General features: G+C 43.5%; 11 protein-coding genes and 3 tRNA genes. 1 reads left to right on the top strand and 13 read right to left on the bottom strand.

What is annotated here, in order from left to right; genetic code table 11:
* Window positions 1–165: 165 nt before the first annotated feature.
* The 6 genes from KHS79_RS07200 to KHS79_RS07175 form a co-directional block, all read right to left on the bottom strand.
* Window positions 166–522, bottom strand: coding sequence for a hypothetical protein (locus KHS79_RS07200; RefSeq protein WP_027708053.1), 357 nt, complete (start codon window positions 520–522; stop codon window positions 166–168).
* A gap of 141 nt (window positions 523–663) precedes the next feature.
* Window positions 664–3,144 carry a cation:proton antiporter gene (locus KHS79_RS07195; protein ID WP_212717906.1) on the bottom strand — a complete coding sequence of 827 codons (2,481 nt, stop codon included), beginning with the start codon at window positions 3,142–3,144 and terminating at the stop codon, window positions 664–666.
* 76 nt (window positions 3,145–3,220) lie between these two features.
* Window positions 3,221–3,484 (bottom strand): hypothetical protein, encoded by a 264-nt coding sequence (locus tag KHS79_RS07190; RefSeq protein WP_027708055.1) that lies wholly within the window; start codon window positions 3,482–3,484, stop codon window positions 3,221–3,223.
* A 76-nt stretch (window positions 3,485–3,560) separates the two neighbouring features.
* Entirely contained in the window at window positions 3,561–4,388 is an 828-nt protein-coding gene (gene galU, locus KHS79_RS07185) for a UTP--glucose-1-phosphate uridylyltransferase GalU (protein WP_038290958.1), read from the bottom strand.
* A gap of 69 nt (window positions 4,389–4,457) precedes the next feature.
* A complete protein-coding gene (locus tag KHS79_RS07180) occupies window positions 4,458–5,879 on the bottom strand; it encodes a mannose-1-phosphate guanylyltransferase/mannose-6-phosphate isomerase (RefSeq protein WP_212717896.1) in 1,422 nt (473 codons plus the stop codon).
* 338 nt (window positions 5,880–6,217) lie between these two features.
* Window positions 6,218–7,576 carry an NAD(P)/FAD-dependent oxidoreductase gene (locus KHS79_RS07175; RefSeq protein WP_212717894.1) on the bottom strand — a complete coding sequence of 453 codons (1,359 nt, stop codon included), beginning with the start codon at window positions 7,574–7,576 and terminating at the stop codon, window positions 6,218–6,220.
* Between the two features lie 460 nt (window positions 7,577–8,036).
* Between KHS79_RS07175 and KHS79_RS07170 the strand changes: the two genes are divergently transcribed.
* Window positions 8,037–8,124: transfer RNA gene (locus KHS79_RS07170), tRNA-Leu, on the top strand.
* A gap of 197 nt (window positions 8,125–8,321) precedes the next feature.
* On the opposite strand, the gene KHS79_RS07165 is transcribed toward KHS79_RS07170, so the two are convergent.
* The 7 genes from KHS79_RS07165 to uvrC all read right to left on the bottom strand — a co-directional run bounded on the left by KHS79_RS07165 (window position 8,322) and on the right by uvrC (window position 14,334).
* The gene (locus KHS79_RS07165) at window positions 8,322–9,473 is read right to left on the bottom strand and encodes a hypothetical protein (protein WP_212717892.1); all 1,152 of its coding nucleotides are present in this window, start codon (window positions 9,471–9,473) and stop codon (window positions 8,322–8,324) included.
* 56 nt (window positions 9,474–9,529) lie between these two features.
* On the bottom strand, window positions 9,530–10,648 hold the full coding sequence (locus tag KHS79_RS07160; protein ID WP_212717890.1) for an SPFH domain-containing protein: 1,119 nt from the start codon (window positions 10,646–10,648) through the stop codon (window positions 9,530–9,532).
* 101 nt (window positions 10,649–10,749) lie between these two features.
* Window positions 10,750–11,361, bottom strand: coding sequence for a trimeric intracellular cation channel family protein (locus tag KHS79_RS07155; protein ID WP_212717888.1), 612 nt, complete (start codon window positions 11,359–11,361; stop codon window positions 10,750–10,752).
* Between the two features lie 237 nt (window positions 11,362–11,598).
* Window positions 11,599–11,672, bottom strand: a tRNA-Cys gene (locus tag KHS79_RS07150).
* A 13-nt stretch (window positions 11,673–11,685) separates the two neighbouring features.
* Window positions 11,686–11,761: transfer RNA gene (locus tag KHS79_RS07145), tRNA-Gly, on the bottom strand.
* A gap of 103 nt (window positions 11,762–11,864) precedes the next feature.
* A complete protein-coding gene (pgsA, locus tag KHS79_RS07140; RefSeq protein WP_027708060.1) occupies window positions 11,865–12,422 on the bottom strand; it encodes a CDP-diacylglycerol--glycerol-3-phosphate 3-phosphatidyltransferase in 558 nt (185 codons plus the stop codon).
* A 61-nt stretch (window positions 12,423–12,483) separates the two neighbouring features.
* Complete coding sequence (gene uvrC, locus KHS79_RS07135) at window positions 12,484–14,334, bottom strand: excinuclease ABC subunit UvrC (protein WP_212717886.1); 1,851 nt, start codon at window positions 14,332–14,334, stop codon at window positions 12,484–12,486.
* Window positions 14,335–14,538: the final 204 nt, after the last annotated feature.

Genomic DNA, 14,538 nt, shown 5'->3' with positions numbered 1-14,538 from the left:
AACCCAAAATAATATCTAATTTAACATAATATACATTATGCGAAGTTGGGTGAATAGCTTGAGAGGAGTTCTAAAACCTCTCAGCACTTGATTATTACTCTAGTTTACAATAATAGCCTTGTGTCACCCGTAAACTATCCCAACTCTCTGAGTTATCGGAGCCAGTTATGCTGGGTGCTGGTGAATACGAAGGTCGCCAGGATCTAAAAAACCCTCACTTGTGAAGGAGCCTGAAACGTAAAGTAATGAGTAATTAAAGCAATAATCGCTGTCACTCCCAAACTTTTCGTATAAATCTTGCTTTAAGCTATTCAAAAGCCTTAAAAGTAAACTTGTACACCCTTTATCTGGAGATAATCCTTCCACGCGCCAAATCGACAGAACTCCGGTCAGTCGTTTGCGTCTAGCCTGTAATTTATTTTCAAAAAACTTTATGTAGTCACTGTAATCGAAAGGATTGGACTCAACTAACACTAAATAACCAGAGTTGCCGATAATATCTTGATAAGATTCAGAACTCATAAACTTCACCCCGTCAAATTACGCTAAGTCTCAACTGAAAGGTTAGCTGAATTAGTGAAAAACACCTTCTAGGGCTGGAGGTTTTAAAGTGTGATTTTCGAAGTGAATATCAAGGTGTTCAGGTTGCTAGGTACTCTTGAGTTATGAATTATATGCTGGCTGTAATAGTTCACCAATGGCTTCCGCTAGTGCACTGTCTTTCGCCATCAACTGCTTGAGTTTTTCTCCAGGTAGCCACAGCATATTCACTAAGCTCATTGCCTGGTAGTCGCCAGGACTGACACCACTGAGTAAGGATAATGTCCCTACCAGCTCACCAGGGCCAAGGGTTTTTCTGAATTTTTTACCTAAGTGGTATTCATACGCTTCAATTGAGCCCTTGGCGATGATGCCTAAACCATAGAATGGTTTCCCTTGATGGATAACCCACTCACCACTGCTGTACAGTGTGTGTTCAATGATTTTGATGAGTTGTTGCTGGGTTTCCACGGCTAAGTTTTTACACCAGTTTAACTGGCTGAGTAGCTCTTCCGGTGAAGTGGGCTTGGCAAAGGTAGCGACCCGCTGTAATCGAGCCATACGTTGCTCAATATTTTGTACTAAGCGTTTGGCTTCTGGCTTATCTAAAACCGCTTGATTGAGTAATTGTTTGACTACTGTTCGCTCTCGATTGAGTAAGGTTCGAATAGCTGAGTGGGTTTCGAGGGTGTGTACCAGGTCTGGAAAGGTATTACGTAATTGCTCAATATATTCTTGTGTTTTTAGTTTATTTTGGGCAATGAGCTGCTTAACTGCTACGGCCTCCTCCTCATTGGGGGCTAATGAGGGTATGTAACTTTCTAAGTGATCCTGAGCCTGAATAAAACCCCGTGCTATTTCATAACCAAGGGTAATTCTTGAAAAGCTCAGCGATACGGCAATTTTTTTGATGCCTCGTATATTGCGTAAGAGGTGTAATAAAGGGGGCGTTTGCCAATAACGATAAAGCGTTTCTCGAGGTGCAATTTTTGGTTCACCATCAAGGGCATGTTCAACGGCTTCCACCAGTTTATTTGTCGACTGCTTACCCAGTGTTCCCTTTTCAAATTGGAGCCAGTAATGCTGACGCTCAGTTTCTAGCAGGCGGCGCCTAAATGCGATCGTGAGTTCTTGTGAGGATACCTGGTTGGGTTCGTGGTCTTTGTCTTTAACCTCAATGGGTCTGAGTAATCCTGTATTATGCTTAACCTCATCCCAGTCAGCTCCTTTTAAAAAGCTATTGCCCATTAACTTTGGCAATAATTTTAATAGGTCTTCAGTAATTAATCGTTGGGCTTTGTCAACGGTGGCTTGCTTAGCGGCAGGCAGCTGGTTGAGATGTAAACGGGCAAGTATCCAGCTCATGGTTGAGCCGTTAATGACAATACTTAAAACCACAATGCCTGCACATAAAAACAGGACTTGATCGCCAATTTCTTTTGGTAATAGATTTTCCTGTGCAACGATTAGCGCTAGAGCCAAAGATACAGCACCGCGTAAGCCTCCCCAGGTCAGCACAATAGCTTTTTCGCGGGTGATACCCCCACTAAAGCGCTTTAAAAGTGGGGTCAGGATAAATACAGAGAAGGTACGAATGATTTGAATGCCTATGTATAAAATACCCAGCGTAACCCATGACTCAGGGTTATCCCAATGAACTCGGCTGGCGATGAGAATACCTACCAGTAAAAAGATCAGGGTATTGGCCATATGGGCCATCATGCCCCAGAAATTATGTAAGAACTCCCCTACTTCAGGTGAAATGCGCGTTCGCCCTATTCCGGCAAACATTAAGGCAAGTGCTACAACCGCCACAATGCCAGAGACATGTAGGCTCTCTGCGATGTAATACACCAAATAGGCAGTGGCAATTGATAAGGTTATCTCGATAAGCGGGTCATTAAAGACTTTACCGATCCAGATCATCACTAAACCACCGGCGACTACGCCGACCAGAAGCCCTGCTGTGACCACCCAGGTGAAATTTGCTGTCAGGCTGACTAAGCTTATTTGCTGGCTAGCTTGACTGCTGATAACCCAGCCAAAAAACAGCGTAAATAAGACAATCGCTGTGCCATCATTTAATAGTGATTCTCCTTCCAGTAAGGTTTCCAGTCGCTTACGGGAACTTACTTCTTTCAAAAGCGCTACCACAGCAACAGGGTCTGTCGCACTAATAAGTGCCCCAAACATCAAACATAATGCCCAACTCCAATCCCAGGGGAACATCCATTTAGCCAGGCTAGCGGTAAGGGTGGTGGCAATAACTAAGCCTGGAACGGCTAACAGGGCAATTTGAGCGAATATACGACGAAATAAGTGAACCTCTAAAGAAAAGGCACTTTCAAATACCAATGTGGGTAAAAATAAAAATAAGATGAGGTGGGGGTCAACGCCTGCAACCAGTGCCAGGGTTTTGTCCAAAAGAGGAGCATATTGCTCAGTAATACCAATACGCTCTAAGTATCCCAGGCATAGCCCAATGGTCAATAAACAAACGGTATACGGCAGTTGGATACTTTTAACCAGGCTTCTGACACCCGCACCTATGATCAGCGCAAGACTGACAAATATTAAAATCAGAACACCAGCTTCACTATGCATGTCTCTGGTCCCTGGATCTATGGCGTCAGTGCGTGAGAAGCAATAATCGTTATCTCAATAGCCCACCTGTAGGCTACTAGGACACTTGTGGTACTTTTTCTAGTCGTCGCCAGCCGTCGGCGGTTAAGCGAACATGAGTGATGATACGGTCCTCTGTCATCACAAGCTCAACCAGGTTGTCGTCCTCAAGTAGAAATAGGTATTTTGATAGCTGCTCACCTTCTGCCAGGCTGTAACGGTCAGAGTTGGCCACTTCACTGCGGAGAAAGTCGTACTCAACAAAGGGAGGGGGCTGATCATGAATGAGCTTGAGCAGGTGGTTGATATAATGAAGATCCATTATGCACCTCATGTTGTTTGCCTATAGTTTAGTAGGCCAAGTCAGTCGGACTGACCTGGCATAGGCGCTTATTGCATTATTTTTTCAAATATAAATTATCATAGCAGTAATTGGTTGCTTCGATATAACCTTCAATGCTACCGCAATCAAATCGTTTGCCCTTAAATTTGTAACCCAACACACAGCCACTTTTGGCCTGAGACAGAAGCGCATCGGTAATTTGCACTTCGCCATTTTTGCCTGGGGGTGTGTCGCGGATAATGTCAAAGATATCAGGTGTTAAGATGTATCGGCCAATGATGGCCAAGTTGCTGGGGGCATTTTCAGGTTTAGGTTTTTCAATCATATCCGTAATTCGGAACAAGTCTTCACGAATAATATCACCTGCAATCACACCATATTTATGCGTTTGGTCCTTGGGGACTTCTTGGATAGCCACGATACTGCAGCGAAACTGGTTATAAAGCCTAACCATTTGGGATAAGACACCATCATCTGGGTGAATGCATAGGTCATCCGCTAGAACCACAGCAAAAGGCTCATCACCAATAATGGCACGGCCTGTTAAAATTGCATGCCCTAACCCTTTCATTTCGCGTTGACGTGTGTAGGAAAAGGTGCAGCTTTCAATAAGGTGACGGATGTCTTTAAGTGTTTCTTCTTTGCTGGTGCCTTTAATTTGATGTTCAAGCTCGTAGTTGGTGTCGAAATGGTCGGCCAGTGCCCGCTTGCCTCGACCCGTCACAATGCAAATTTCATTGAGACCTGCATCAAGAGCTTCTTCAACACCATACTCAATCAGGGGTTTATTGACGATGGGCATCATTTCCTTAGGCATTGACTTGGTTGCGGGCAAAAACCGAGTTCCATACCCTGCTGCCGGAAATAAACATTTTTTAATCATTCGTAAAAAATACCTTAACTTAGTCAGTTAATGAGTGAATGAACACTTGGCTTTGTCGTAAGCGTAGTTTTATTGTTGGTCACTCCGGCCATAAACATCGTCAAACCTGACAATATCATCCTCACCTAAATAACTGCCTGACTGAACTTCGATGAGTTCCAGCGGAATTTTGCCTGGGTTTTCGAGACGATGTTTTTCGCCAAGCGGAATATAAGTCGACTCGTTTTCTGAAACAAGGAACGTTTTTTCGCCGCAAGTGACTTTTGCGGTTCCTTTGACGACAATCCAGTGTTCTGCTCGATGAAAATGCTTTTGTAAAGACAGACTAGCACCTGGCTTGACAGTTATCCGCTTCACTTGAAAACGATCTTCTTCATCAATGCCTTCATAAGATCCCCAAGGACGGTAGACCTGTTTATGAAGCTGGTATTCTGTGCGCTGTTGACTGGAGAGCTGATTAACCAGCTGCTTGACGGACTGAACCTGATCTTTATTCGCCACCAGAACGGCATCTTTAGTTTCAACGATGACCAGGTTGGATACGCCAACGGTGGTGACCAGTCGATGCTCTGCGCGAATGTAGCAATCACTGGTATTTTCAACAAGTACATCACCACGCTGAACATTACCATGAGCATCTGGAGGGGTGAGATCTGCCAGTGCGGTCCAAGATCCTACATCACTCCACCCCAGGTCGGTAGGAATCACAACGCTCGCTTGAGTATGCTCCATGACTGCATAATCGATGGAATCTTCTGGGCTGCCTGCAAAAGCCTTTTGATCTAGACGAACAAAGTCCAAATCTTCAATAGCCTGCTCAAAAGCTTGTTGGGTTGCCTGGTGAATTTGTGGAGCAAATTGTTTGAGCTCTTGTAGGTAGCGATCAGCCCTGAACATGAACATGCCACTATTCCAGAAGTGATGGCCTGACTGACAGTATTGCTTGGCAACTTCTGCACTGGGCTTTTCAACAAACTGAGATATATGACGAACCCCTGTACTGACCTCCTCGCCAGCATCAATATAGCCGTAACCCGTTTCTGGGTAGTCAGGTACGATACCAAATGTCACAAGTTTGCCGGCAAGTGCTTGTGCATTGCCCTGTGCGATGACTTGGTGGAAATGGGGTAAGTTGGCAATGGTGTGATCTGCAGGCAGTACCAACAGGACAGCCTCAGCATTAATAGCCATGGCCTGCCAAGCTGAAATAGCAATAGCCGGTGCTGTATTACGGCCAATCGGTTCGAGTAAAATGCGGGTTGCAGGTTTATTAATCGCATGCAGTTGTTCGGCAACCATAAAACGATGGGCTTCATTACACACCACAATAGGGGCTTGTATGTCAGGAGTGGTGGGTAGCCTGAGCACGGTATCTTGCAGCAGACTGGTATCCTGATTGACTAGGTTTAAAAGTTGCTTTGGATAAAGCTCCCGAGACAGTGGCCAAAGTCTTGATCCTGTTCCGCCAGATAAAATTACGGGAATCAGCATGAATATTCCTTACTCAGTAGTTGCATGCATGTCTATATGATGAATAAAAATTGATCATCATGGATTCAAAAAATTTGAGGCTAGTATACAGGGTGATTTGTGCGTTCTTTTTTAAATAACACTGATTTTGGCATTTTTCTCTCAATTATAAACAGCCGCTTTTTGTTGTAGTCATGTTTGGTTGATTTTTAAGGTACTGGAAAATAACAAATACTGACGTGTATTTTAAGAAATCATGCTGTTATGTTTAATTAATAAAGAAAAATCATGACATGTTTATGACCCAACTCAACGGCTTTAGGTGTTGGGCCATAAATATGTTACCAAGGCTTGGTGTTTTAGGGGTGCTGTTTATTTGCGCTGTTTGATGAGGCTGCTTGAGCCTGATGTTTAGGGTGTGCTTCTTCTGCACGGTGCTTCGGTTGTGCGAGCCACTCGTGTCCCTTTAGTAATACATCCCAGTATAGAAAGGGTAAGCCATGTGTTTTTAACTGCCAATAGCTGCGCCTTGCAATCGTTGGGTTAAGTGGCAGCGTCGGTAACAGTTTTCCATCATAACCGAACTCCGCCAGAATGACTTTGCCTCGTTCCACGGTTAAAGGACAGGCACCATAGCCATCATAGTATGCTGTCAGTGAGTGACCTTTTAAAAATGCCAGCAAGTTTTCTGCGACTACGGGGGCTTGTTTTCGGATAGCGGCAGCTGTTTTTGCGTTACTGGTTGAGGTGACATCTCCCAAACTGAAGATATCATCAAACTGGTTGTGGCGAAGTGTGAGTGGGTCAACATCAACCCAGCCTGTAGCATTACTGAGTGGGCTATTACGGATAAAAGCAGGTGCTTGCTGGGGAGGTACTGCGTGTAGAAAATCAAATGACTTGGCGATGATTTCTGTCTGCTCGCTGTCTGCAGCTTGTTGGCTAAAATAAGCTGTCTTTGTACTGACATCTACTTCAACTAAGTTGGAGTTATACGTCAGGTCAATACCATAGCGTTCAATATAACGTTGTAATGCAGGAACAAAGGCTGCGACGCCAAATAAAGCCGCTCCTGCTATATGGAATTCAACATCAATTTGGTCTAAACACTGTTGCTGTCGCCAGTAATCACAGGATAAATAAACGGCTTTTTGTGGTGCACCTGCACACTTGATGGGCATTGCCGGTTGAGTGAAAATGGCTTTACCTTTGCACAGGCTTTTCACTTGTTGCCAAGTATAAGGTGCAAAATCCAGGTGATAGTTGGAGGTAATACCTTGTTGTCCTAGCGCTTCAGGAAGACCTTTAATTCCTTGCCAGTTTAGACAGAGTCCAGGACAAACGACAAGCGTCTGGTAGACTAGTCGTTCATTATTATTGAGTGTGACAAGATGTTGGTATGGATCAATGGCGGTGGCTTCTGCTTTAATCCAGGTCACCTTTTTAGGTAGAGAGTCTGCCATTTTATGGATGGTTTGTGCCTGAGTAAAAACTCCAGCGCCAACTAATGTCCATCCTGGCTGGTAATAATGATGGTCACTAGGTTCGACAATCGCAATACTCAGCTGCTTTGTCCTTTTTAAGAGGCTGCTGGCACAGGCTGTCCCTGCTGCTCCGCCGCCGATAATAACTACGTCATATCGAGCTGGGCGCGGGTTGTGTTCATGGTCAAAAGCCGCTGCTGCAGAGTTAGTCGAAGAATGTGTTGTATTTTGCATAATTTTTACCTTCCTTAGTGTTATTTGAGGTGAGAAACGCTGTAGCAATGATTCCTTTATTGCCACTTTGATGTTTGCTCGGTGAAGACATAGCCTCCATAAAAAGTATACCGATTATGTTGTATCCTCTTTCAGGTATTAAATGCTGTCCAGTGGGATGTGCTGCTCTTGCAGTCTTTTTCTGTTCATTATCGGCAGTTTTATCAAGTAACTTTATAAGTGTATGACATAAGTCTTGCCAACATAATACTTCTATGTATAATACGCCTCGTCGCTGAGGGGAAACAGCCCAGCAAAGCAGCCGACCTTGTTATTAAGCTTAAGTCTGAAGAAAATGTCTGCAAAGATAAATTATTTAGACAGAAAAGTTTGGTAGCGATAGAACGGTTTGATAGCTTTGTCTAAGCTGATTACAAGATTGACAAAATCAGCCTTTCAGTAGATCATTTCTAAGCGTGAAGCCCGGGTGGCGAAATTGGTAGACGCAAGGGACTTAAAATCCCTCGGAGGTTAACTCCGTGCCGGTTCAAGTCCGGCCCCGGGCACCACTTCTTCTTAAGCTTATATTATATTCATGTTTATTTTTTTATGGTTTGAGTATAAATTTTAAGCGGCTGATATTTTTAATCCTGCGTTGCCCTCCTCTTTTTGGTTTTATTATTCTTTAAAAGAAAATTTATATTCGAACTATTAGTGCGATTTTTATCTTATTTTTAATTGCAACTAGAGCTTGGTTTTAGAGTTGCTATGGCGACTGATGCCAATAATAAATTCCAGCACCGACGACAATCACTGCCAAAATCGCCAATGTAATTTTAACCCAGCTGTAAGGGCGCTCTCCTTGAACTTCTCCAGTGCGAGCATTAACCAAAAAGCGGTAAACTTTTTCATGATAGCGATAAGCGCTGAGCCAAACGGGCAATAAAATATGTTTAAAGGATATATTTTTGTAGTGAGTGTTGACGGAGTGAATACGCTGCTCATCACCGCCGATATCCCTTCTAATAGTTTCTCGAATTTCATCATCCATAATATCTTTAGCGAGCTTAAATCCCTTTTTTAAATTGACTTGGTAGCTCTCTGCTTTGAAACCGCTTAAATACTTATCTTGGTAGGGAGCTAAGTTTTTTAAATCCCAGGGTTCAAGCGCTTCTGTGTATTTTCTGGGTAAGGTACGGCTGGCAAGAACCAAAACATCGTTAAAGTCATTAAATACCCTACCCTCTGTTGAATACCAACGGGTACGTCGCTCTCGTTCAGTATAGGTTTCCTGCTCTCCTTCAGCGTTAGTACGTGTTTTTGTTACGGTAACATAATAATACTGCCCACGTTCTCCCGTGTAGTCGCTAGTAGTGATTGAATCGAATGTCCAATAGGGTACAAAAATGCCATTTAATGATGCTTCTAGTCGAGCTTTCTTTTTTAAAGCGTTAGGCGCAAACCATAGGCTGTGTAGCCATGTTTTATAGCTTTCTCGAGCGGTATTTCGAGTGACCTTGAAAGGGAGTAGGGAGCGTGGTTTGATAAGCTTTTTAGAGTGGGCTGTAGAGACAATTTCACTACCGCAAAAGGCACACTCTTGTGATGTGACATTGGCTTCAGAGGTAGACTCTGCCCCACAGGTATTACACTTTATATAAAGCTTTTCCTCTGTAACATCGCCAGCTTCTGCTTTTTTCAAGTATTCATGGTAATCAAGTTCTTCAATAGGTTCCTCGCTGGCTTTTATGACGTTTTTAAAATTACAGTACTGACAAACTAAGGCCTGACTACCAGGCTTAAATGTGAGTTTGGCACCACATTGCTGGCATTTAAAGTCGCTACTGGCTTTGCGAGCAGGTTGTTCATTGTTTCTATTTTCTTGATCTGGAGGCATTGGGGGTGGGCTGCTGGCCATAAGCGTGACTCACTGTAATAGGTGATTAAAAACAGCTTCCGTGCTGTTTTAACGTACTATTGTGGTGGTAAGGGTGGAGGTGTCGCGGCAAATAAGTCATTGAGTGCATCAACCTCTGCGGCTTTTTCCCAATTACTCATACCTTCACACCATACTAAGCTTTCCCTCGTGACCATGCCATTATTGACTAATGCCTGTAATTGACTGATTGGCATAGGGCCTTGCTGTTGGCCATTGATGGCGACATAAAAGGGTTTTTCTTGAGGTAGAGGGGGCGGTACGGGAGTAGATGGCTGATTCGGTGTTTGAGACTCTTGATTATGTTGCATGCTTTGCCCCATTTGATTTGCCATCACAAAGCCCATGCCCATACCCATGCCTCCACCCGCCATACCACCTTCATTTTCAGCCGCTTTTTCAATGGCTGTAGCGGTTTGAAAATGAGTGTACTGTTGCAAGTTCCCCAAAATTCCCATGCTTGTACGTTTATCCAGTATTTCTTCAACTGCAGTGGGTAAGGATATGTTCTCGACCAGCATTTTGGTGATGTCGATACCATACGCTAAAAAGTCACCATGAATCTTCTTAGTGATAAACTCTCCTAGTTCATCATAGTTGGCGGCCATATCCAGAATGGGGATTTTGGTTTCGCCAAGAATATCGGCAAAACGGGAGACAATAAGGTTTCGCAGTTGGCTGGTAATTTCGTCAGTAGTGAAGTGGCCATCAGTACCGACAATTTCTTTAATAAAATCTACGGCGTTGGTAATACGAATAGCATAGGTGCCAAATGCACGGATGCGCATTGGGCCAAACTCAGGATCACGTAAGGTAATAGGGTTTTTAGTTCCCCACTTTAAATCAGTAAAGCGGCGGGTATTGATAAAATAAACTTCTGCTTTGAATGGGCTGTGAAAGCCATGCTTCCAGCCTTGCAGTGTTGAAAGTATGGGTAAGTTATCAGTTTCTAATGTGTAATCACCGGGTTCAAATAAATCAGCGATCTTACCTTTATTGATAAATACAGCTACCTGAGACTCTCGGACAACGAGTCTAGCACCCATTTTGATTTCGTTATTGTATCGCTCAAAGCGATAAACCATGGTGTCGCGGCTATCATCAGTCCATTCAATGATGTCGATAAATTCGCCACGGATTTTATTAAAGAGGTCCATTGCTACATCCTTCTCTGCTAATCCTACTTCAAAGCAAATAGAGGCACATTACTAATAATAGCATTACATAAGGTGTAGCAAATAGCGCAAAATGGGATGACTCACTGTCGGCAGAGCCAGACTGGATAATGAATATGAAAGTATATGCATGCCGCCCGAAATAAAAATGTCAGCGCAATACTAAGGGGGATTAGAGCCGCCAGTTGAATATTGAAGTGATACAGTAAGGCTAAAATGGCTGAGCCTGCCAATAAAGGGGTGGCATAGAGTTCCTGGCTCATGAGTAAGGTGGGTCTTCCCGTCAGGACATCACGAAGAATACCGCCGAAAATAGCTGTAATGAGGCCCATGATAATAGCAACTATCTCGGGATAACCTGCTTGTAAAGTGTTATGGGTTGCTAAAATGGCAAACAGTGAGGCTCCTAATGCATCCAAATACAGTAATAATGCTTGTTTATTTGAAATAATATTGACTGTAAAAAAAGCGATGATAGATGCAAAAATGGCAACCCATAAAAAGTTTAAATCAGCAATCCAAAAAATAGGATAGTTGGCTAGGAGTAAATCACGAATAGTACCCCCGCCTATCGCGGTTACAACGCCTAATAAGACGACAGAAAAAATATCAAGCCCTTTATTTTGTGAAGCAATAACACCTGTGATTGCAAAGACCCCGCCACATAACAGCCCAATATAATAAAGTGTGTCCATCGTCAGATTAACCTACCTCAAATGACATCGATACGTTTGGAACAGCTGAGTACTGCCCTGCTCTTTTTTCTGCTCAGAAAGCAAAGAGGCAAAAATATTCAAAGTATTTAGTAATGGGATGCTTTATCTTAAACAGGTAGAACGTTCTTAGTGTTATTCAGAAATTTTTAAGAGGATAAGTATAAAGGAGGTGTTTAGCAATAGATTGAAATGTTGGGTGGACTATTGCTAAGAAAATGGAGGCTGGGGTCGGAATCGAACCGGCGTACACGGAGTTGCAGTCCGCTGCATGACCACTCTGCCACCCAGCCATTATCTCAAGAATGGAGCGGGAAACGAGACTCGAACTCGCGACCCCAACCTTGGCAAGGTTGTGCTCTACCAACTGAGCTATTCCCGCCTGAGACACGCTGCGTATTTTAGGCATCTCAGCTTTTCTGTCAAGCAGTTATTAATAAAAACCGTCATTATAACTAAAAGCATCTACTACAAATGATCAACCTTCACTCTTTTAAGGGGATCAGGTCTGCCCAGGCTGTCCGTAAATAAACTACCATAGACCAAAGCGTGAGTATTGCTGCAAGATAGAGACAGCTTATACCAATATAAAAGATTGTACTGGGGTATCCAGCAGGTGATGCCAATAGTAAAAATATCGCTAGCATTTGTACGGCAGTTTTTAACTTACCTACAAAGCTAACAGCAACACTGGTTCTTTTACCTATTTCGGCCATCCACTCTCTTAAAGCAGATATCACGATTTCTCGGCCAATAATAATGATGGCAGGAATTGTCAGCCATAGATGAGAGTATTCTTCGACCAGCAATGCCAAGGCAATAGCTACCATGAGTTTATCGGCAACAGGGTCCAGAAAAGCACCAAAAGGCGTTGCCTGATTCAGTCTGCGGGCTAAATAGCCATCGAACCAGTCCGTAATACCTGCCAGGGCAAAAATACAGGCACTGGCCTGATAACTCCACGGTATAGGTAAATAGTAAATAAGCACAATAACAGGAATGAGGACAATGCGGAGTAACGTTAAATAATTCGGAATGTTCATGCGACTTCTGGGCTATTCCTTGGTTGGCATTCTTCTTAGTTCGGCCGCTAGTGTAGAGGCTTCATTCGTGATGTAAAGTATCATATATCTGTTGCGCCAAAGATTTACTAATACCTTTTACTTTTTGCAGCTCACTGACTGTTGCAGCGCTAATACCCTGTATACCACCAAAATATTTCAGTAATGCCTGACGGCGCTTATGTCCAATTCCCGGGACATGCTCAAGAACCGACTGTTGCCGTGCTTTACTGCGTTTATTGCGGTGACCAGCAATGGCAAAGCGATGTGCCTCATCCCTCACTTGTTGTATAAGTAAAAAGCCACCATGGTCAGGTGCTGGATCAACTTGATTATACGACGTGCGTTGCTCGTTTGAGACAAGGAGTGTTTCTAGTCCTGGCTTTCTGGAGGGGCCTTTAGCCACGCCCACCAATGTGATGGATGATAATGAGTAATTAGCTAACACTTGCTGAGCAATAGTCAACTGTCCTTTTCCCCCATCGATAAGTAATACATCAGGTATGTTGCCGCCCTCCGCTGAACCGGCAAAACGTCGCTGGAGTGCTTGCTCCATCGCCGCGTAATCATCACCCGGGGTAATATTTTGGATGTTATAACGACGATAATCCTTTTTTAATGCGCCTTCTTGGCCAAATACCACACACGATGCTACCGTCGCTTCACCTTGAGTGTGGCTGATATCAAAGCACTCAATGCGTTCAGGTAAAAACGTCAGTTGCAGTAAAGCTTGTAGTTGCTGACAGCGTTGCAGCATATGATGTTTATTTGCTAAACGGCCAGCGAGTTGCTGTTTGGCATTTTTTTCTGCCAGCTGAAGCCAACTGAGGCGTTCAGCTCGAACATTATGTTTTAATGTTATGCATTGCCCACAAGTCTGCTGTAGTGCAGTAATAAAAATAGAGGGTTCTGGTATCGCTTGGCAAATAATGACTTCTTTGGGAAAGTCTCGCTGCTTGGCATTGGAAATATAAAACTGCGCCAGAAACTCCTGTAGCTGCTCTTCCTGGCTTAATTCAAGGGCTATATCATGAAAAAAAGTACGCTGGCCTAGTAAGCGCCCTCCCCTAATCATTAACACGACAAAGCAGATTACCCCTTGTTGCTCTATAAAAGAGACACAGTCATGATCACCTTGTCCTGAGCCAACAATGGCCTGTTGCTCCTGAATTTGACGTAAATGATTAATGCGATCTCTAAGGGTGGCGGCATGCTCAAATTCTAACTTATTTGCTGCATTTTCCATTTCTTCAATCAAGTCATACATCAGTTGTTGACTTTTACCCTGTAAAAATAGTCGGGATTGAGCTACATCTTTGGCATACTCCTCCTGATTTACAAGGTCTACACATGGGGCTTTACAGCGTTTAATCTGGTATTGCAGGCAAGGCCGGCTTCGGTTACTAAAAAAGCTGTTTTCACACTGGCGAACCTGAAATATTTTTTGTAACCAGTTTAGGCTTTCTTTTACTGCATAGGCAGAAGGAAAAGGCCCAAAGTATTCTCCAGGTGCACTTCGCAGTCCTCGGTGTAAGCTGAGGCGTGGAAATGTGTCATTGGAAAGATAAATAAAGGGGTAGGATTTATCGTCGCGCAGGAGAATATTATAGGGTGGTTTTAGGGCCTTAATTAAGTTTTGCTCTAGCAGGAGAGCCTCAGTTTCTGAGTTGGTCACCGTGGTTTCTATTCGGGCAATCTTTTTCACCAAGGCACTGGTTTTTGGTGCTAAAGGCTGGCGGCTAAAATAGCTGGCTAGGCGTTGACGTAAACTTTTCGCTTTTCCTACATATAAAATTTTGTCTTGCTGATCATACATTTGATAAACCCCGGGCTGTTTGGGGGTGAGCTGTAAAAAGTGCTTGGCATCAAATGTTTTGGCAGCCGGTTGAGTCATATGTGTAATTGAAAAAGAGTCTGTGATTTAGGGACCAGTCAAAGCGCACTGGGATTTGTTTTATTTACGTGGATTCAAATTATTATTGTAACGCTATCTTGGAGGGGATAAAAATATGGCAAAGGATGGTTAGTCATTAATTGGTAGCAAAATACAGAAACAAGCTATATAAGGCGCACTTATCTGAAAAAGTGCACCCTATCC

Origin of the sequence: Zooshikella ganghwensis (genome assembly GCF_018263875.1) — a bacterium.
In the GTDB taxonomy this organism is placed as follows: Bacteria; Pseudomonadota; Gammaproteobacteria; order Pseudomonadales; family Zooshikellaceae; genus Zooshikella; species Zooshikella ganghwensis.
The sequence above is the reverse complement of the archived record's forward strand: the minus strand, read 5'-3'. Positions and strand labels throughout refer to the sequence as shown.